At 65.1% G+C, this 18,160-nt stretch carries 20 protein-coding genes and 1 tRNA gene; 8 read left to right on the top strand and 13 right to left on the bottom strand.

From position 1 onward, the window contains the following. Nucleotides 1-23 precede the first annotated feature (23 nt). The 6 genes from plsX to C5F44_RS07455 all read left to right on the top strand — a co-directional run bounded on the left by plsX (nucleotide 24) and on the right by C5F44_RS07455 (nucleotide 5,041). A complete protein-coding gene (gene plsX, locus C5F44_RS07430; protein WP_107672872.1) occupies nucleotides 24-1,151 on the top strand; it encodes a phosphate acyltransferase PlsX in 1,128 nt (375 codons plus the stop codon). Further along, on the top strand, nucleotides 1,148-2,119 hold the full coding sequence (locus C5F44_RS07435) for a beta-ketoacyl-ACP synthase III (RefSeq protein WP_107672873.1): 972 nt from the start codon (nucleotides 1,148-1,150) through the stop codon (nucleotides 2,117-2,119). Before plsX ends, C5F44_RS07435 begins: the two co-directional genes overlap by 4 nt. Before the next feature lie 111 nt (nucleotides 2,120-2,230). After that, nucleotides 2,231-2,536 (top strand): integration host factor subunit alpha, encoded by a 306-nt coding sequence (ihfA, locus tag C5F44_RS07440; protein ID WP_107672874.1) that lies wholly within the window; start codon nucleotides 2,231-2,233, stop codon nucleotides 2,534-2,536. A gap of 12 nt (nucleotides 2,537-2,548) precedes the next feature. Further along, a complete protein-coding gene (locus tag C5F44_RS17965; RefSeq protein ID WP_181318210.1) occupies nucleotides 2,549-3,709 on the top strand; it encodes a MerR family transcriptional regulator in 1,161 nt (386 codons plus the stop codon). Nucleotides 3,710-3,810: 101 nt separating this feature from the next. Beyond that, nucleotides 3,811-3,888 (top strand) — tRNA-Pro (locus C5F44_RS07450). A 70-nt stretch (nucleotides 3,889-3,958) separates the two neighbouring features. Next, nucleotides 3,959-5,041, top strand: a complete 1,083-nt coding sequence (locus tag C5F44_RS07455; protein WP_181318211.1) for a 2'-deoxycytidine 5'-triphosphate deaminase — start codon at nucleotides 3,959-3,961, stop codon at nucleotides 5,039-5,041. Here the strand turns inward: C5F44_RS07455 and C5F44_RS07460 are convergent. The 11 genes from C5F44_RS07460 to epmA all read right to left on the bottom strand — a co-directional run bounded on the left by C5F44_RS07460 (nucleotide 5,038) and on the right by epmA (nucleotide 14,531). Beyond that, nucleotides 5,038-5,250, bottom strand: a complete 213-nt coding sequence (locus C5F44_RS07460) for a hypothetical protein (protein WP_107672876.1) — start codon at nucleotides 5,248-5,250, stop codon at nucleotides 5,038-5,040. The genes C5F44_RS07455 and C5F44_RS07460 overlap by 4 nt on opposite strands. A 5-nt stretch (nucleotides 5,251-5,255) precedes the next feature. Beyond that, nucleotides 5,256-5,861 carry an SMC-Scp complex subunit ScpB gene (gene scpB, locus C5F44_RS07465; protein ID WP_107672924.1) on the bottom strand — a complete coding sequence of 202 codons (606 nt, stop codon included), beginning with the start codon at nucleotides 5,859-5,861 and terminating at the stop codon, nucleotides 5,256-5,258. Nucleotides 5,862-5,911: 50 nt separating this feature from the next. Continuing rightward, nucleotides 5,912-6,721, bottom strand: a complete 810-nt coding sequence (locus C5F44_RS07470) for a segregation and condensation protein A (RefSeq protein WP_107672877.1) — start codon at nucleotides 6,719-6,721, stop codon at nucleotides 5,912-5,914. Continuing rightward, nucleotides 6,721-7,731 (bottom strand): beta-N-acetylhexosaminidase, encoded by a 1,011-nt coding sequence (gene nagZ / locus C5F44_RS07475; RefSeq protein ID WP_107672878.1) that lies wholly within the window; start codon nucleotides 7,729-7,731, stop codon nucleotides 6,721-6,723. The genes C5F44_RS07470 and nagZ overlap by 1 nt, the downstream gene beginning before the upstream one ends. Next, nucleotides 7,728-8,612: an SPOR domain-containing protein gene (locus C5F44_RS07480; protein WP_235822564.1), complete on the bottom strand. Its 885-nt coding sequence runs from the start codon at nucleotides 8,610-8,612 to the stop codon at nucleotides 7,728-7,730. The genes nagZ and C5F44_RS07480 overlap by 4 nt, the downstream gene beginning before the upstream one ends. Before the next feature lie 136 nt (nucleotides 8,613-8,748). Further along, entirely contained in the window at nucleotides 8,749-10,491 is a 1,743-nt protein-coding gene (gene argS / locus C5F44_RS07485) for an arginine--tRNA ligase (RefSeq protein WP_107672880.1), read from the bottom strand. A 51-nt stretch (nucleotides 10,492-10,542) separates the two neighbouring features. Beyond that, nucleotides 10,543-11,028, bottom strand: coding sequence for a holin family protein (locus tag C5F44_RS07490; protein ID WP_107672881.1), 486 nt, complete (start codon nucleotides 11,026-11,028; stop codon nucleotides 10,543-10,545). Further along, nucleotides 11,019-11,630 (bottom strand): holin-associated N-acetylmuramidase, encoded by a 612-nt coding sequence (locus C5F44_RS07495; RefSeq protein WP_107672882.1) that lies wholly within the window; start codon nucleotides 11,628-11,630, stop codon nucleotides 11,019-11,021. The genes C5F44_RS07490 and C5F44_RS07495 overlap by 10 nt, the downstream gene beginning before the upstream one ends. Before the next feature lie 88 nt (nucleotides 11,631-11,718). Continuing rightward, on the bottom strand, nucleotides 11,719-12,213 hold the full coding sequence (ccmE, locus tag C5F44_RS07500) for a cytochrome c maturation protein CcmE (RefSeq protein ID WP_107672883.1): 495 nt from the start codon (nucleotides 12,211-12,213) through the stop codon (nucleotides 11,719-11,721). A gap of 106 nt (nucleotides 12,214-12,319) precedes the next feature. Further along, nucleotides 12,320-13,348, bottom strand: a complete 1,029-nt coding sequence (argC, locus tag C5F44_RS07505) for an N-acetyl-gamma-glutamyl-phosphate reductase (protein WP_107672884.1) — start codon at nucleotides 13,346-13,348, stop codon at nucleotides 12,320-12,322. 157 nt (nucleotides 13,349-13,505) lie between these two features. Next, entirely contained in the window at nucleotides 13,506-14,531 is a 1,026-nt protein-coding gene (gene epmA / locus C5F44_RS07510; protein WP_107672885.1) for an EF-P lysine aminoacylase EpmA, read from the bottom strand. Nucleotides 14,532-14,624: 93 nt separating this feature from the next. On the opposite strand from epmA, the gene efp reads away from it, so the two are divergent. After that, nucleotides 14,625-15,191 (top strand): elongation factor P, encoded by a 567-nt coding sequence (gene efp, locus C5F44_RS07515; RefSeq protein ID WP_107672886.1) that lies wholly within the window; start codon nucleotides 14,625-14,627, stop codon nucleotides 15,189-15,191. Nucleotides 15,192-15,246: 55 nt separating this feature from the next. On the opposite strand, the gene C5F44_RS07520 is transcribed toward efp, so the two are convergent. Then, on the bottom strand, nucleotides 15,247-15,990 hold the full coding sequence (locus tag C5F44_RS07520) for a DUF1684 domain-containing protein (protein ID WP_107672887.1): 744 nt from the start codon (nucleotides 15,988-15,990) through the stop codon (nucleotides 15,247-15,249). A 39-nt stretch (nucleotides 15,991-16,029) separates the two neighbouring features. After that, entirely contained in the window at nucleotides 16,030-16,842 is an 813-nt protein-coding gene (locus C5F44_RS07525) for a glutamate racemase (protein WP_107672888.1), read from the bottom strand. 197 nt (nucleotides 16,843-17,039) lie between these two features. On the opposite strand from C5F44_RS07525, the gene C5F44_RS07530 reads away from it, so the two are divergent. Next, nucleotides 17,040-17,933 carry a LysR family transcriptional regulator gene (locus tag C5F44_RS07530; RefSeq protein ID WP_107672925.1) on the top strand — a complete coding sequence of 298 codons (894 nt, stop codon included), beginning with the start codon at nucleotides 17,040-17,042 and terminating at the stop codon, nucleotides 17,931-17,933. Nucleotides 17,934-18,160: the final 227 nt, after the last annotated feature.

The raw sequence follows: 18,160 nt of genomic DNA on the forward strand, positions 1-18,160 counted from the left end.
TGCCTCTTCCCGCGCGCAGTCCCATGGCCAACGAGCGTCTCACGCCGGAAACCTCGGGTCCCGAGCGCACCGTCATTTCCGTCGATGCGATGGGTGGTGACAAGGGGCCGGTGGCCGTGGTCGCCGGCCTTGTCGATTCGCTCGCGCGCAATCCAGACCTGCATGTCCTTCTGCATGGGGACGAGGCGCAGCTTGCGCCCCTTCTCGCGCGTGAACCCGCGCTGACAGGCCGTGTCACATTGCGCCATGCGGACCGCGTGGTCACGATGGACGACAAGCCCAGCCAGGTGATGCGCCATGGTCAGGGAACCTCGATGTGGGCCACCATCGACGCCGTGCGCGACGGTGAGGCCGGGGCCGCCGTATCCTGTGGCAACACCGGCGCGCTGATGGCGGTGTCGATGCTGCGTCTGCGCAAGCTGCCCGGCGTCAACCGCCCTGCCATCGCCTGCCTTTGGCCCAGCCGCAGCCCCGGCGGCTTCAACGTCATGCTTGACGTTGGCGCCGACGTGAAGGCCGAGGCGTCCGATCTGCTGCAATATGCCATCATGGGGGCTTCCTACGCCCGCAACGGCCTGTCGCTGGAACGGCCGCGTGTCGGTCTGCTGAATGTCGGGACCGAGGAACACAAGGGCCGCGCCGAGCTGAAGGAAGCGCTGGAACTGCTGGCCCGCAATGCCGAAGCTGGCGGCTATGAAAGCGTCGGTTTCGTCGAAGGCCTCGATATTCCGTCAGATCGTGTTGATGTGATCGTCACCGATGGCTTCACCGGCAACGTGGCGCTGAAAACCGGCGAAGGCACTGCCAAGCTGATTTCCGAACTGCTGCGCGAAGCCTTCGGTGCGGGCCTTCTGTCGAAGTTCGCGGCCCTTCTGGCGCTCAACTCTTTGAAGCGGCTTCAAAAACGCATTGATCCCCGCCGTGTGAATGGCGGTGTTTTCCTGGGTCTCAACGGTACGGTGGTGAAGTCGCATGGCGGCGCCGATGCCACCGGCGTTTCCGCTGCGGTCGGGCTTGCCTATCGTCTTGCCCGCGCCGGCTTTCTTGAACGGCTTGCCGCACGGGTTGCATCCGCCGAAGCCGCGGGGCAGGATGCCTCCCCAGTGGAGACCGGAGCCGCCAAGCCGGCAGGGAGCAATCCAGAAGAATGACGATACGCGCCGTGGTCAGGGGCGTCGGGCATTATCTGCCCGACCGGGTTGTTCCCAACGCAGAATTCGAAAAGATCGTCGATACCTCCGACGAATGGATCCGGTCCCGGTCGGGCATCGAGCGGCGGCATTTCGCAGCCGAAGGCCAGACCACCTCGGACCTGGCCACCCGCGCCGCCCGGGCCGCGCTGGAAGATGCCGGGATGCAGGCCGACGAGATTGACGCCATCGTTCTGGCCACCTCGACCGCCGACCTGACCTTCCCCTCCGCCGCCACAATGGTGCAGGCCAACCTTGGCATGACCAAGGGCTTTGCCTTCGACGTGCAGGCCGTCTGCGCCGGTTTTGTCTTCGCGCTGGCCAATGCCAATGCGCTGATCCTGTCGGGTCAGGCGTCGCGGGTGCTGGTGATCGGCGCCGAAACCTTCTCGCGCCTGATGGACTGGACGGATCGCGGCACCTGTGTGCTGTTCGGTGACGGCGCCGGCGCACTGATTCTGGAACGCGCCGAAGGGGCGGGCACGTCGGCGGATCGTGGCATCCTGTCCACCGACCTGAATTCGGACGGCCGCTACAAGGATCTGCTCTATGTGGACGGCGGCGCCTCGACCGGCACCACCGGGCATCTGCGGATGGAAGGCAAGGAAGTTTTCCGCCACGCGGTCGAGAAACTGGCAGAAACCGCCCATGCCGCGCTGGAAAAAGCCGGCCTGTCCAGCGCCGATGTTGACTGGATCGTGCCGCATCAGGCCAATATCCGCATCATCGAAGGCACCGCGAAACGGATGCAGGTGCCGATGGATCATGTGGTGGTCACCGTGCAGGACCACGGAAATACCTCGGCCGCCTCGATTCCCCTTGCCCTGTCGGTTGGCAAGGCGCGCGGCCAGATCAAGCCCGGCGACTTGCTGGTGACCGAGGCGATTGGTGGCGGTCTGGCCTGGGGCTCGGTCGTCCTGCGCTGGTAGGCGCGAAATCCGGCTTGTCAGGCTGCTTCAAGGCCCCGCGCCAAGCCTTTGATATTGACAAGGCAATTCCAACAGCCGCATCCTTCCGTGAAACCCGGGGGGATTTTGGGCATGAGCGAGAAGACCCTGACACGGATGGACCTGACCGAAGCGGTGTTCCGCGAGGTTGGCCTCAGCCGCAACGAATCTGCCAATCTGGTGGAATCCGTTCTGCAACACATGTCCGATGCGCTGGCGTCGGGCGAGACGGTCAAGATCTCGTCCTTCGGAACCTTCTCGGTGCGCGCCAAGTCGGCCCGCGTCGGGCGGAACCCGAAAACCGGCGACGAGGTGCCGATTTCGCCGCGCCGCGTACTGTCGTTCCGGCCTTCACATCTGATGAAGGACCGCGTCGCAGCGGGCAAGAAGAAGAAATAAGGACCATCCCGAATGGACAAGTCGCCCGAGGCCTTCCGCACCATATCCGAGGTGGCCGAGGCTCTCGAAACGCCGGCCCATGTCCTGCGGTTCTGGGAAAGCCGTTTTCCGCAGATCAGACCCGTCAAGCGGGCCGGCGGTCGGCGCTATTACCGCCCTTCCGATATTGCGCTGCTGGCTGGCATCAAGCGGCTTCTGCATGACGAAGGGATGACGATCCGCGGCGTGCAGAAGATCCTGCGTGAACAGGGTATCCGCCATGTCTCTGGCCTGGTCGAGGAACTGGGTCCGGTCGAGGATTCGGGTCTGGTTGACGACGCCGCACAGGAAGAGCGGGGGAATGAGCCCATCCCCTTCCCCGGCCCCCTGCGCGATGGCAGTGCAACGGCCGAGATTGATCCGGCAGCGTCCGAACCTGCCGACCAGGATGGCTTGAACACCGCATTTCCCGAAACGCTGACAACCGAAGGCCCGGACGATGAGGGCGCTTTTGCGGATATGGAAGACGCTACGGACGCGGGTCAGGCCAGCCCCGACGTTCTTCAGGACGTGGACGCGGTGCCGTCGACGGCCGAAGTCGTAAATCTGTTTCCCGAAGAAGAAAGCGATACCAGCGTGCAATTCTCGCTGTTCGGCGATGAGGGCGAGGATCTGCCCGCCGCCAAGCCCGCCTTTCCGGCCGCGACCGGGCCTGATGCCTCAGCGCCGCCCGCCGCCCCCATACGCGCAGAGCCGCCGGTTGCTGAAGGCCTGCCCGCCGTCGAGGATGTTGAGGAAGCCCCCTTTACCGAGGTGGACGATTGGGCATCCGCATCGGTTGACGATTTTGCGGCCGATCTGCCATCCGAGGCCCCGTTCGAGGGTGTCACCGTTTCCGGTGAAGATGCCGCAGACCCCAAAGATTTTGGCCTGCCCGACGCGGCCCCCGTCTTTGCAGCGCCACCGGCCGTGGCTGACCGGGACGAACCCGCCGCCGACCGTCCGGCCATCGCCGCCCGTGTGCGCCGCATGGCCGAATCGACGCTGGAGCTGGAGGAGCCGACGGCGACTCTGGCCGCCCGCCTACGGGCGCTGCCGCTTGGCAGCCTTAACCCCAAGGCCAAGGCTCTGGCCGAGATTGCCGCGCGGGCGGCGGCCCTGCGTGCCCGTCTTGGGCCGCCGCACGCTTCCTGAAATGATCTGCACCGTCGCGGACTTGCGGTCTTCACACCGGAACGCCGTGATGCGTTTTCCCGCTTGCCCCTGCCCGGAAAACCGCTATGACAACGCCGTGTCGGGCCGTAGCGCAGCCTGGTTAGCGCGTCCGTCTGGGGGGCGGGAGGTCGAGAGTTCGAATCTCTCCGGCCCGACCACTGTAAAGCCGCCCGCCTGCCCTGCAGTGCGGGCGGTTTTTCATTCCCGCCAAGAACAGGGGGCCTCCGCGTGACACATCCCGGCGTTCTGCCCGACCATTCCATCCGCGACCTGATTGCCAGCGGTGCGATTGCCGCCCAACCTGCCGTGCTGGATGCGCAGGTGCAGCCTGCCAGTCTTGATCTGCGTCTTGGCCAAGTCGCCTACCGGGTCCGCGCCTCGTTCCTGGCGGGGGCCGGGCGCCGGGTGGCCGACCGGCTGCAAGAATTCGAGATGCACCGCGTGAATCTGCGTGACGGGGCGGTGCTGGAAAAGGGCTGCGTCTATGTGGTGCCGCTGGCCGAGCGGCTGTCGCTGCCCGCCGGCGTGACTGCGGTCGCCAATGCGAAGTCGTCAACCGGGCGGCTGGACCTGCTGACCCGCACGATCACCGATGGCGGCACCGAATTCGACCGTATCCCCGAAGGCTATACCGGCCCGCTTTATGCCGAGGTCTGCCCGCGATCCTTCTCGGTGCTGGTGCGCGAGGGCCAGCGGCTGAACCAGATCCGGTTCCGCTCGGGCCAGGCGGCGCTGTCCGATGCCGAACTGACGGCGCTGCACGCCGCCGAACCGCTGGTGGACGGCACGCCCGTCATTTCCGAAGGCCTTGGCTTCTCGGTCGATCTTCTGCCCAAAAGTGGCACATTGGTCGGCTATCGCGCCAAGCCGCATACCGGTGTGGTCGATCTGGACCGCATCGGCCACTATCCCGCTCGTGAATTCTGGGAAGAGGTACATGCCGAGGATGGCCGCATCATCCTGGACCCCGGCGCGTTCTACATCCTCGTCTCGCGCGAGGCGGTGACGATCCCCCCCGACTATGCCGCCGAAATGGCGCCCTATCTGGCGATGGTGGGCGAATTCCGCGTTCATTACGCCGGCTTCTTCGACCCCGGCTTCGGCCATGCCGCAGCGGGCGGGATCGGCAGCCGGGGTGTGCTGGAAGTGCGCTGCCACGAAGCCCCCTTCGTGCTGGAGCACGGTCAGGTGGTGGGCCGGCTGGTGTATGAAAAGATGTCGGCGCGCCCTGCCCGCCTTTACGGCGCGGGAATCGCGTCGAACTATCAGGGACAGGGCCTGAAGCTGGCCAAGCAGTTTCGGACCGATTAACGCCCGAAGCGCCGCAGCATCTGGGCGGCGCGACGTGCCTGTTCCGCCAGCGTCCTTGATTGCCGCGCCTTCTGGCGTTCCTCTGGGGTCATCTGCGCGGCGGGTTTGCCCCGCCGACTGGCATAGTCGATGCCGGTCTTGATGCCGCGGTTCATGATCTGGCGAAGAAACATGTTTACCAGTTGCGTCAGAAGCCGGTTGAAATCCATCACCCTCAATCCTCGAACAGTTCGCTTTGGCCGGTCGTCGCCTCGTCCTCGTCTCCGGCCCCGTCGGCAGGGCTGCCGAAGCCGGGCACCGGCCGGCTGTCCAGCAACCCGGCGGCCCGCAGTTCCTTGATTCCCGGCAGATCGCGCGCCGATTCCAGACCGAAGTGATCCAAGAACGCCTCGGTCACCACAAATGTCACCGGCCGCCCCGGTGTCATCCGCCGCCGGCCAAACCGGATCCATTCCATTTCCATCAACTGGTCGATGGTGCCCCGGCTGACCGCCACACCACGGATTTCCTCGATCTCGGCCCGCGTCACCGGCTGGTGATAGGCAATGATCGCCAGCGTCTCGATGGCGGCCCGGCTCAGCTTGCGGGTCTCGACCGTCTCGCGCCGCATCAGGAAACCCAGGTCCGCCGACGTACGGAAAGCGTAGGCATCGCCCACCTTCACCAGATTGACGCCGCGCCCCTCATAGCGTTTGCGCAGATAAGCCAGGGCCTCGGCCGGGTCCGATCCATGCGGCATCCGCCCCACCAGTTCGGCCACCGTTACGGGTTCGGCGCTGGCGAACAGAATGGCCTCGACCATTCGTTCCTGATCGCCCATGGGCGGCGCTTCGAACAGGCTGCGCTCGTCGGTTCCGGCGTCGGTCTCGCTCACCCGTCACGTCTCCGAATCTGGATCGGCGCGAAGGTTTCCCCCTGCCGGATCGTCAACTGCCCGCGCTTGGCCATCTCCAGCACCGCCGCGAAATGCGCCGCCGTCGCGCTGCGCCGCGCCATGGGGGTGACGTTCCAGCCTTCGGGAAGGAAGGTCGTCAGTTCGGCCCACTCTCCGGCATAGCCGATCAGCCCCCGCATCCGGTCCAGCGCCTGCTCCATGGTGAAGACATGTTCGCGATCCATCACGAAGGGACGGAACTCATCCTTGGTGCGCAGCCGGGCATACCCGCGCATCAGGTCCAGCAGGGTGGCGTCATAAACGATCTTGCGGTTCAGGCTCACGCCTTCGGGCAAGCCGCGGGCAAAGAAATCACGGCCCAGCCGGTCACGCGCCATCAGTTGCGCCGCCGCCTCGCGCATCGCTGCCAGCCGTTCAAGCTGGAAGGCCAGATGCGCCGCCAGATCCTCGGCGCTGGGGCCTTCGTCGCTTGGGTCGGGCGGCAGCAGAAGGCGTGACTTCAGGAAAGCCAGCCAGGCCGCCATCACCAGATAATCCGCCGCCAGTTCGATCCGCAGCGTCCGTGCCTTTTCGACAAAGCCCAGATACTGCTCGGCCAGTTGCAGCACCGAAATCCGCCGCAGGTCCACCTTCTGCGTCCGGCTCAGGGTCAGCAGCAGGTCCAGAGGGCCTTCGAACCCCTCGACATCGACGATCAGCGCCTCGGCGGCCAGCCGTTCAGCCGCCGAAACCTCGGGCAGCAGCCGTTCGGGCGTGGTCCAGTCCTCGGCGATGGGATCGGGCATCAGGCGGTCCTGTGGATCAGACCCCGAAGGTCCGCCTCCATGGCCGCAATGTCAACCGCATCGGGGGGCAACCGCGCGGCCAGGGCGGCCCGCGCCCGGGCCTGGGTGGCCGGCCCCATCGTGCCCGCAGCCGCCGCCACTTCGATCATCTGCGCCAGATCGCCCTTGCAATGCAGCGCCAGATCGCAGCCTGCCGCGATCGAGGCCGCCGTGCGCGAGGTCAGCGATCCCTTCAGCGCCTCCATGTTCAGATCATCGGTCATCAACAGGCCGGCAAAGCCGATTTCCTGCCGGATCAGCCGGATCATCTCGGGCGACTGGGTCGCCGGACGACGGTCGAAGGCCTCAAAGACGATATGGGCCGTCATGGCCATCGGCAGATCGTTCAGCGCCCGGAACGGCGCGAAGTCCACCGCGCGCACCTCTTCGGCGCTGGCGCGCACCACCGGCAGTTCCAGATGCGTATCCAGCGATGACCGGCCATGCCCCGGCATGTGCTTGATGACCGGCAGCACGCCGCCGGCCAGAAAGCCATCCGCCACAGCACGGCCGATCCGCGCCACCAGCGCAGGGTCGCGGCCATAGCAGCGGTTCAACAGGAATGGATGCGTGTCCGGCTGCGCCACATCGGCCACCGGGGCGCAGTTCGCGTCGATCCCCACCGCGCGCAGTTCGGCCGCCATGATCCGCGCCCGCGCGCCCATCACCGCCTCAGCCTCTTCCACGCTGCCGCAGGCGGCCACGGTGTCGAACGGGGGCTGCCATTCGCGCCAGTGCGGTGCGCGCAACCGCTGCACCCGGCCACCTTCCTGATCCACCAGGACGGGCGCGTCACGCCCCACCGTCGCGCGCAATTCGCCGGTCAGGCGGCGCAACTGGTCGGGTGTATCAACGTTACGGGCAAAGATTATGAACCCGAAGGGATCGGCATCCCGAAAGAATGCCCGTTCAGCCGCGGTCAGCGTCAGCCCCGCGACCCCGAAGATCGCCGCACCCGTGCCGATATTCATCTATTCGCAACCGGAATACAGTTGGTGCCCTCGGCCGTCAGCGCCGCGCAGAAGCGGCGGGCGTCGGCCTCATCCTGAAACCCGACGGCGCGCAGCCGGAAGAAGGTATTGCCGCCGCTCTCGGCCGCCTGGATGACCATCGACTTGTCGCCCATCAAGGCCGCAAAGCGCCCCGCGATGCGGGCCCATTCCGCGCGGGCATCGTCCTCGCTTTCATAAGCGCCGAACTGCACCAGCCTGGTGCCCGGTTTCAGAGTGGCCGGGTCCACCGTCTTGGGCGGCGCAACCGAGGCCGCAACGGATGTGTTGGGCGCGGCCACACCACCGCCGCGGTCAGGCCGCGCCATCGGGCGGGGCGAGCGCGTGATCGCGCCCGGCGGGGGCGGCAGGCCCTGTGCATCCAGTGCCACGGTCTCGACCGCCTCTTCCGGCTGTCCCTCATCGGTGCCAAGCGCCTCGGCCAGCGCGGCAGCGACGGCCGCCCCGGTGGAGGGTGCTTCTTCGGCGGCCGCCAGTGGCGTCACCGGCATCAGCCCTGGCGAACTGCTGTCCAGCCGCGCCGGCGCAACATCGTCCTCCAGCGGCGGCGGCGCGCCGGCCAGACCCGCGGTATCATCCAGCGACAGTTCCACCGGCGACGGCGCCAGCACCACCCGGTCAGAGGGCGATGCGGCCGATCCTTCGGCCACCACGGTATTCACCGCCAGACCCTGATAATCGACCACCTGACCGCCGGGGTCTTCCGGCGCGATCCGCATGGCGCCCCCCATGGCCCGGATGATCGGCACGCCATTCACATCGCGCACGGCCAGCGCATAGCCCCACCAGCCAAGCCCGACAACCAGAGCCAGTGATCCCACTGCCCCCACGATATTGATCATCCGTTGCCCCCGGCCTTGGGCCGGATAGGCCGCATATGCTGCGCCGTATTCCGCGTCCGCCATGTTCGCCTCTGCCCCGGGCGGGTTGATCCCGCCCTGTCACGCCTGCTCGTATCCGGCCGAGGCGCTTGTCAGATCAGCGCATTTCTTCGACCGGCGTCACACCCAAGATACCCAAACCTGTACAAATGACAACGCCCACGCTCCGCGCAAGGGCGATTTTCGCCTGTGAAACCGCGACATCCTCTTGAATGAAGCGCAGTTGCAGCTCGTCATTGCCCCGATTCCACAACCCATGCAGGTCCGAGGCCAGTTCATACAAGTAGAAGGCAACGCGGTGCGGTTCGTTGTTGCGGGCGGCGATTTCCACCAGACGGGGCCATTCGGCGATCTTCTTCAGCAAAGCCTGCTCGGCCGGATGCGCCAGCCCGCTGTGGTCTGCAGCCAGCAGCGTGGCATCGTCCACCACGATACCCGCATCCCGCGCCTTGCGCAGAACGCTGTTGATGCGGGCATTGGCATACTGGACGTAGAAAACCGGATTGTCCTTCGACTGTTCCAGCACCTTGTCGAAGTCGAAGTCCAGCGCCACGTCGTTCTTGCGCGTCAGCATGATGAAGCGGGTGACATCGGCCCCCGCCATTTCCACCACATCGCGCAGGGTGACAAAAGTGCCCGCGCGCTTGGACATCTTGAACGGCTCGCCGTTCTTCCACAGCTTGACCAACTGGATCAGCTTGATGTCCAGCGGAACGGTGCTGTTGGAAAGCGCGGAAACGGCCGCCTTCATCCGCTTGACATAGCCGCCATGGTCGGCGCCGAAAATGTCGATCAACTGGTCGAAGCCACGCTTCACCTTGTTGTAGTGATAGGCAATGTCGGGGGCGAAATAGGTCCAGCTCCCGTCCGATTTCTTCACCGGGCGATCCACATCATCGCCATGCGCGGTGCTGCGGAACAGGGTCTGAACCCGCGGTTCCCAATCCTCGGGCTCCTTGCCCTTCGGCGGTTCCAGCGTGCCTTCGTAAATCAGGCCCTTCTCGCGCAGCTCCTCGATCGCGGCCTCGATCTCGCCGGTGCCATACAGCGCCTTTTCGCTGGAATAGACATCCATCCGCACGCCAAGCGCCGCAAGATCCTCACGGATCATCTGCATCATCATGGCGCTGGCAAAGTCGCGCACATCGGCCAGCCAGACCTGTTCGCCCTTGTCCAGCAGGCTGTCACCGTATTTGGCCTTCAGCGCCTCACCCACCGGGATCAGGTAGTCACCCGGATACAATCCCTCACGGATTTCCGGCTCCAGCCCATGCGCCTCGCGGTAGCGTTCATAGGCGCTGCGGGCCAGCACATCGACCTGCGCGCCGCCATCGTTGATGTAATACTCGCGCGTCACGTTCCAGCCGGCAAAGGCCAGCAGGTTCGACAGGGCATCGCCCACCACCGCACCCCGCACATGGCCCACATGCATCGGGCCGGTCGGGTTGGCGCTGACGAATTCGACGTTCACCTTCTGCCCGGCGCCGATGTCGGACCGGCCATAGCCGGTGCCCGCCTCAAGCACCTGCCGCAGCACGCCCTGCCAGACCGCCGGCGCCAGCCGCAGGTTCAGGAACCCCGGCCCCGCCACATCGGCCCCCTCGATCCGCGGGTCGTCCATGAGCCGCGCCGCCAGCCCTTCGGCTATCTCGCGCGGCGGCTTACCCGCGGGCTTGGCCAGCACCATGGCGGCGTTGGTCGCCATGTCGCCATGCGCCGCATCGCGCGGCGGTTCCACCGCCACATTCGAAAGGTTCAGCCCCGAAGGCAAAAGGCCCTCGGCCGTCATCCGGCCAAGGGCATCAACCACCGCACTGCGGATGTCCGCGAAGAGGTTCATCTGATCAAATCCCGTCTGATGCTCTGGCCTTGCCAGAGCCGCGACAGGAGGTCAAGCGCCCAGCCCGCCCGCGCGCCAGTCGTCAAGGGCCGCGTTCTCTTCCATTGCGGCCGCCCCCGGCGCAAGTGGCGCCATCACCGGCCTGCTGCGAAAGTAATGCGTCTCGCGTGCGCCGAAATAGAAGGCCACGATCGCCCCCAGAAGCCACCACAACGGTTCGGGCACCGCGTTCAGCCCCACCATCCGCGCGGCAAAGCCCACCGGATCGACCATGGCATAGACGAACAGCCCCAGCGTGCCGAACGCCAGGAACGGCCTTGGCAGCCGGTTCAGGCCGTTGATCACCCGGTCAAAGCCGCTCAACGCGGGGTGCTGGTATTCCTCGCCCAACTGCCGCAGCGCCGACATCTGCGCTTCGGCTGACAGTTCCATTCGTCTGGTAGCTGAAGGCACGAACACCTCGGCCACGCCCTGTGCCGCCTGCCCCAGCGCCGAGACCGCGCCCGGGCTGCCCAATACGCGATCAATCACCCCCATTTCGCCACCCGCGCCCGGTGCTGCGCCTCGGTCAGATGATATTTCGGCGAAATGAACGCCTCGGCCCGCAGAATCCAGCCGCCCTTGCCGCCATCGGCCCGGCGGGCAAACTTGCGGCTGGCGGGGCGCGCATCGGCCAAGGAATAATAATGGTTGCGCCGCGCAATCCCGTAGGCATCGACCAGATGGTCCGGCGCCGCCTCCCAGGCCAGTTGCGTCTGGCGAATGGTCTGCGGCCCGATCTCGCCATCGGCATCGCAGGCATACCCCATCTGCGTCACCAGCTTTTGCAGGATCTTCACCGCCGCCGAACCCGCATTGACATACATGTCGAACACAGACGGCTGCAGCGCCTCGGGCAAGGCGCCCAGACCGGGGCGGCGGAAGTAATGCTCGACATAGATATCCACCGCCTGGGTCCGGCTCAGGGCCCGCACATCGGCCAGATCAATCCGGCTGTCGCGGTTCACGTCAATCCCAAGCCGCCGCAGCGTGGCCAGCGTTACCCCATGTTTGGTTGGCCCGCCCGGATCATCGGCATCGTTCACGAAGCCGCCCTCGCGGGCGACAATCTCTTCGGCAATGTCCTTGACGCTGGTCATGCAGGCCTTCCCCCGGCTGTCCTTGGCTGGGGAAGAAGGCTGTCAGCAAAGCGTTAACGCCGCCTCGTGCCACCGCACGGCGGTTGCGTCAGCTTCCGCCGTGCATCACGGCAGGGTCAATATCGACACCCTGTTCTTTCAGCGCCTTGACCACTTCCTTGGGCTGATAGGTCTCGTCATGCTTGGCCATGATCTCGGTCGCCAAGAACACGCCATCCTTCATGGTGCCCGTCACGATGGTGCCCTGCCCTTCGGTGAACAGGTCGGGCGGCGGCGAGTTGCCGACATAGCGCACCGGAACATCCGTCTTGGTGTCCGTCACCACGAAGCCGAACTGCATACCTTCGGGCGGGGTGCGGCTGCCCTGCTTGACCAGCCCGCCCAGGCGGAACACTTCGCTTTCACCGGGCTGTTCCTCGGCCACCTGCGTCGGGCTGCGGAAGAAATTGATACCGTCGCGCATGGCATAGCCGATCAGGCCCGTTGCCACGGCCATGGCCAGAAACGCCAGCAGGATCACCTGAATCCGGCGCTGCTTCTTCAGGCCCTTGAGACCGCGGAATTCCTGCTTCGTACCGTTCATGGTGCGCTTTCTTCCTTCCGAACGCCGGCCGTTTTGACACGTTCTAAATCGGAACGGCTTTGACCTTGGTCAAGACCGCGTGACCAAACGGTCGCAGCCGTGCCCCTTACGGGAACATCGGCGCCAGCATCAGCCCGGTCGTCTCTTCGATCCCAAGCACCAGGTTCGCGTTCTGGATCGCCTGGCCAGAGCTGCCCTTGGTCAGGTTGTCCAGCACCGCCACCACCATGGCACGGCCGGCGATCCGGTCGCCGATCACGCCGATATGGCAGAAGTTACTGCCCGCGATATCGCGCGTGGACGGCAGGCCGCCAAAGGGCAGAACGCGCAGGAACGGTTCATTTTCATACGCCTTTTCAAGCGTCTGATGCACGATCTTCGCATCACCTTTCACATAGACCGTTGCCAGGATGCCCCGGTTCATCGGCAGCAGGTGCGGGGTGAACTGTACCCGCACCGGGCGGCCGGCAACCTTGGAAAACTCCTGGTCGAACTCGCCCAGATGCCGGTGCTTGCCGCCCGCCGAATAGGTATGCGTGCCGCCCGACAGTTCAGCGTGCAGCAGGTTTTCCTTCAGGCTGCGCCCCGCACCCGACACGCCCGCCTTCAGGTCGATCAGGATGTCATCCAGATCAATCACCCCCGCCGCGATCAGCGGCCGCAGCGCAAACTGCCCCGTCGCCGCATTGCAGCCGGTGCCGGCAATCAGCCGCCCCTTGCGAATGTCGTCGCGGTAGAATTCGGTCAGGCCGTAAACCGCCTCTTTCTGCAGTTCGACGGCGGTATGCGGCTGGCCATACCACTTCTCGTATTCGGCCGGATCACGCAGCCGGAAGTCGGCGCTCAGATCAACGATTTTCAAATCTTTCGGCAGCCTTGCGATGACTTCCTGCGTCGTCGCATGAGGAAGCGCGCAGAAACACAGATCGACTTGCGAGAAGTCGATCTCGTCGATCTTCACCAGCCGCGGCAGATCAAGGTGGCGCAGGAAGGGAAAGACCTCGGCCATGGTCATGCCGGCCTTGCGATCCGCCGACAGCGCCGTGATCCGCATCTGCGGATGCGTTGCGATCAGTCGGACAAGCTCGGCCCCCGTGTAGCCCGAGGCTCCAAGGATGGCGATCCGGTAGGTCATGGCAGGTGTCCCTTGCAGGCAAAAGATGCGCGGTTCTTTTGCGGCCATTGCACCCGCAATGCAAGCGCCCGCACAAGGCCGTGACGAACCCGTCAGGCGGGCCTGCAAGCGTTGATTTCCAGTATGCGGCCGCTGTCCCGTTTCGGAACAGCACATGTCACCCGGCGGGCACCCACATGACCGCCTCGACCGACGGCGCGCCGGTGGTCAGCATCACCAGCCGGTCGAACCCCAGCGCACAACCCGCCGCGGGCGGCATCAGCGCCAGCGCGGCAAGGAAGTCTTCATCAATCGGATAGGTCTCGCCATAGACCCGCGCCTTGATGGCCATTTCCTCTTCGAACCGCGCCCGCTGTTCTACCGGATCAGTCAATTCGCCAAACCCGTTGGCCAGCTCCACCCCGCAGGCATAGACCTCGAACCGCTCGGCCACCCGCGGATCGTCGGGGCAGCGCCGCGCCAGCGCCGCCTCGGCCGCGGGATAGCGGTCCAGCACCGTCAGCCGCCCCATGCCCAGCCGCGGCTCAACCTTTTCCGACAGGATGCGGGAAAACAGGTCAGACCAGCTTTCGCCCGGCCCCCGCGCAATCCCTGCGCGGTCCATCTGCGCCGCCAGGGCATCCGCATCGGGCGCCCCATCGGCCGCCAGCGTGGCCAGAAGGTCGATGCCGGCATGGGCCGCGAAAGCCTCGGCCACCGAGACCCGTTCATAGGGCGCCGCCGGATCACAGGTCCGGTCGCGAAAGCGCAGCGGCCCCTCGGCGGCAAGCTGCACCCAGGCGGCGATGTCCTGCATCAACCGCTCATAAGGTTCGCCCGTCCGGTACCATTCCAGCATGGTGAATTCCGGGCTGTGCAGCGGCCCGCGTTCGCGGTTGCGCCAGACATGGCCAAAACTGTGGATGCGGGTCTCTCCTGCCGCCAGCAGCCGTTTCATCGCAAACTCGGGCGAGGTGTGCAGGTAGCGGTCCATCCCTACCCCGTCATTGCCGATGGCGGTGGTGCGGAAGGCGTGCAGATGCGCCTCATTCCCCGGGCTGATCTGCAACGCGGCAGGGTCCACCTCGACAAAACCCTCGGCGGCCAGCCAGCCCCGGATGGCCGCCTGAATGCGGTTGCGGGCCAGCAGCAGCGGGCGGCGGTCAGCGTGGCGCGAGGGGTGCCACCAGGGGGTCTGGGTCATTGCGGCGGTTCCGGCTGGAAATCTGGGGCAAGGTGCGCTAGAGGGCGCGTCAATCCGCGCGCCGCGCGCCCCATACCACAAGGATCACGCCACGTGAAAGTCATCGCCTCCTCGCTCCGCAAGGGCAATGTCGTCGAGATGGACGGCAAGCTCTATGTCGTCCTCAATGCCGTCAACTTCCACCCCGGCAAAGGCACGCCGACGACCAGCGTCGACATGCGCCGGATTTCGGACGGGGTGAAGGTCAGCGAACGGTGGAAGACCACGGACGGCGTCGAGAAGGCCACCGTGGACGAGCGCGGTTATGACTTCCTGTATGAAGACGGCGAAGGCTTCCACTTCATGGAGCCGGAAAGCTACGATCAGGTCGTGGTCACTGCCGATGTCATGGGCGACAACAAGGTCTATCTGCAGGAAGGTATGCGCTGCTTCGTCAAGACCTTCGAGAACATTCCGATCGCCATCGAAATGCCGCAGAAGATCACCGTCGAGATCACCGAGACCGAGCCGGTGGTGAAGGGCCAGACCGCCAGCTCGTCCTACAAGCCGGCGATGACCTCGAACGGGCTGCGCGTGATGGTGCCGCCGCATATCGGGCCGGGCACGCGGATCGTCATCAACACCGACGATGACAGCTATGTGGAACGAGCCAAGGACTGAGTCCTGCGTCAGAGCATTCTGTGCAAAAGGGGCAGACCGCAGGGTCTGCCCCTTTTCAATCCGGGGCCTTCTCGCCTGCCTCAATGCGGAAAGGCAGCACATTTCCGGGCGGCGGCAACGGGCAGATCGCATAATCGGTGAATCCACAGGGGGGCGTGAAGGCGCGGTTGAAATCAAGGGTGATCTCGCCGTCGCCAATGTCTTCCCCGAACAGGAACCGCCCTGCCCCGTAGGTTTCGCCCGCCGTGGCATCGCGGAAGACGAACATCGGCTTGCCGGCCTTCCAATGCGTCGGTGTCAGGCTGACCTCACGTCCCTGATGGTCAAAGCTGGCGCGATGGGTCAGCGTGACTTCGGCCCGGCTGCCATCCTTCATGGCCACGCTGGCGGTCTGCGGCGGCAGTTCCTGCCAGCGGGCGCGGATCACCCAACCGGGCACGTCGGGGAAATGGCGCAAGGTCACCTGTGGCCGCAAGCTCAGATCCCGCACCCGCAACGCCGGAACCCCGTCAACGGTATGAAGCTCCAGCAGGAACGGATCGACCCGCAATTGCGGAAAGGCATCGGGCACCGAAAGGAACGGCTGTGGCCCCTGCCCCGGCCGGGCAAAACTGGCGCCGGTCTCGCTGACTGTCAGCGTGCCAAGCATATCGGGGCCGGAGGGAAGGCGTATGTCCTGTGCGGCCCCAACCGCATGGCTGCCGGGCGTCAGATCGATTCGGGCGACAAGGTTCAGCCAGCCATCGGGGGCAGTCAGCGCGGCAAGCCGGGCGGCGCGGTAGTCTTGCAGCGGGATCATGGCGTTTGGTTTGCCCTGGCAATGTGGGAGTATGGGCCCTCAGGCCGCTTCGAACACAATCCGGTGGCGCAGGAACAGGGTTGCCTTGTTCGAAACGCTGGCGGGGTCGCCTGTCGTCAGGAACTTTGTCTCGGTCCCCTGCCCGAGGAACTCCGGGCGACGGGTCAGGTAATCGGCCAGCGACTCGGCCACCAGATTGGCCTGGGAATAGACCTTCACCTCGGGGCCAAGCGCATCCTGGAACGCCTGCTGCATCAGCGGGTAATGCGTGCATCCCAGGATCGCCGCCTCGGGGCGCGGCATCCGGCGCTTCAGCGCCTCGACATGGCTGCGCACCAGCGCCTCGGCCAAGATCTCGTCGCCCTGCTCGATGGCATCGACGACGCCGCCGCAGGGCTGCGCCTCGACATCCACACCGATGGCACGGAAGGCCAGTTCGCGCTGGAAGGCGCGGGAGGCCACGGTGGCCGGCGTGGCGAACAGCGCGACGTGTTTAACCGCCACCTCGCGCGGGGGGCTGTTGTCGCCCCATTGCCGTTCGGTCAGCGCCTCGATCAAAGGCACGAAGACCCCCAGAACGCGCTTGTCCTTCGGAACCCAGGTTTCCTGCATCCGCTTCAGCGCAGCGGCGCTGGCGGTATTGCAGGCGAGGATGACCAGATCGCACCCCTCGTCCCATAGCCGTTCGGTTGCCGCACAGGTCAGGGCAAAGATGTCGTCAGAGGTGCGGACGCCATAGGGCGCGTGGGCATTGTCGCCGAAATAGACGAAGGGCACCTGCGGCAGGCGTCGCGCAACGGCATCCAGAACCGTCAGCCCCCCCAGACCCGAATCGAAAACGCCGACTGCCATCGCTGCCCCTTTCCTGCCTGCGGGTTCATGCCCGTCTTGCGCCGATCATAGGCCGAAGCGGCCCGCGCTGAAAGTCCCGTGACGCCACGGGTGCTGCATCTGCAAATTTTCCCCTCAGTCAGGGCTTTTATGATGGATCAGGTTTTCCTAAATCGCATGGCTTGTGTTACGGTTGCGCCGTTTTGAAGGATGGGCTGATGGACTGGGACAAGCTGAGGATTTTCCATGCGGTGGCTGACAAGGGCAGCCTGACCCACGCGGGCGAGGTGTTGCACCTTTCTCAATCGGCCGTCAGCCGGCAAATCCGTGCCCTGGAAGAAAGCCTGAACGTCACCCTGTTCCATCGCCACGCGCGGGGGCTGATCCTGACGGAACAGGGCGAATTGCTGTTCGATGCCACCACGCAGATGGTCAAGCGTCTGGATGCAGCGGCGGCGCGGATTCGCGACAGCGAAGACGAAGTGTTCGGCGAGTTGCGGGTGACAACGACCACCGGCTTCGGCACGCTCTGGCTGGCCCCGCGGCTGGCGCGGCTTTATGAACATTACCCGGCCCTGAAGATCGACCTGATGCTGGAAGAGCGCGTCCTTGACCTGCCCATGCGCGAGGCGGACGTCGCGATCCGCATGAAGGAACCCAGCCAAGCCGACCTGATCCGCAAACGGCTCATGCAGATCCGTATGCGCCTTTATGCAACGCCGGAATACCTGGCCGCGCATGGCACGCCGGACAAGATGGAAGACATGACGCAGCACCGGCTGATCTGCCAGCATCCGGGCACGCCGCAGGTGGCCTCGGGCGCCATGCTCGTGGCTGAACTGATGAGCCATGAAATTCCCTCGACCCTGCACGTCAACAACTACTTCGGCGTGTTGCAGGCGGTGCTGAACAATCTGGGGATCGGGGTGCTGCCCGATTACATTACCGAAGGTTTCCCGCATCTGGTGCGGGTGCTGCCGGATGTGGAAAGCGGAGAAGTGCCGGTGTTTCTGGCCTACCCCGAAGAGCTGCGGCATTCCAAGCGGGTCTCGGCTTTTCGGGACTTTGTGATGGATGAAATCCAAGATTATCGCAAACGTCAGCAGGGTTAGGGTCAGCCCATCGCCCAGCCATGCACCGAACGCATGGCGGACATGCTGCACCTGCGGCATTCCTGACCTTGCACGATTCACAAACAGCCCATAAATCGGGCGGCGAGACGATGTTCGAGGCAACTCCTGTCGTCTCATACCTCCCTGTTGGACTTAGGCCGGGCTTTTGCTCGGCCTCTCTTTTTTCCGGCCCCTGTTTGGCGCAGCCACGGTTTGCTGCCGGTGCA

The organism is Fuscovulum blasticum DSM 2131, from assembly GCF_003034965.1.
GTDB classification, from domain to species: domain Bacteria; phylum Pseudomonadota; class Alphaproteobacteria; order Rhodobacterales; family Rhodobacteraceae; genus Pseudogemmobacter; species Pseudogemmobacter blasticus.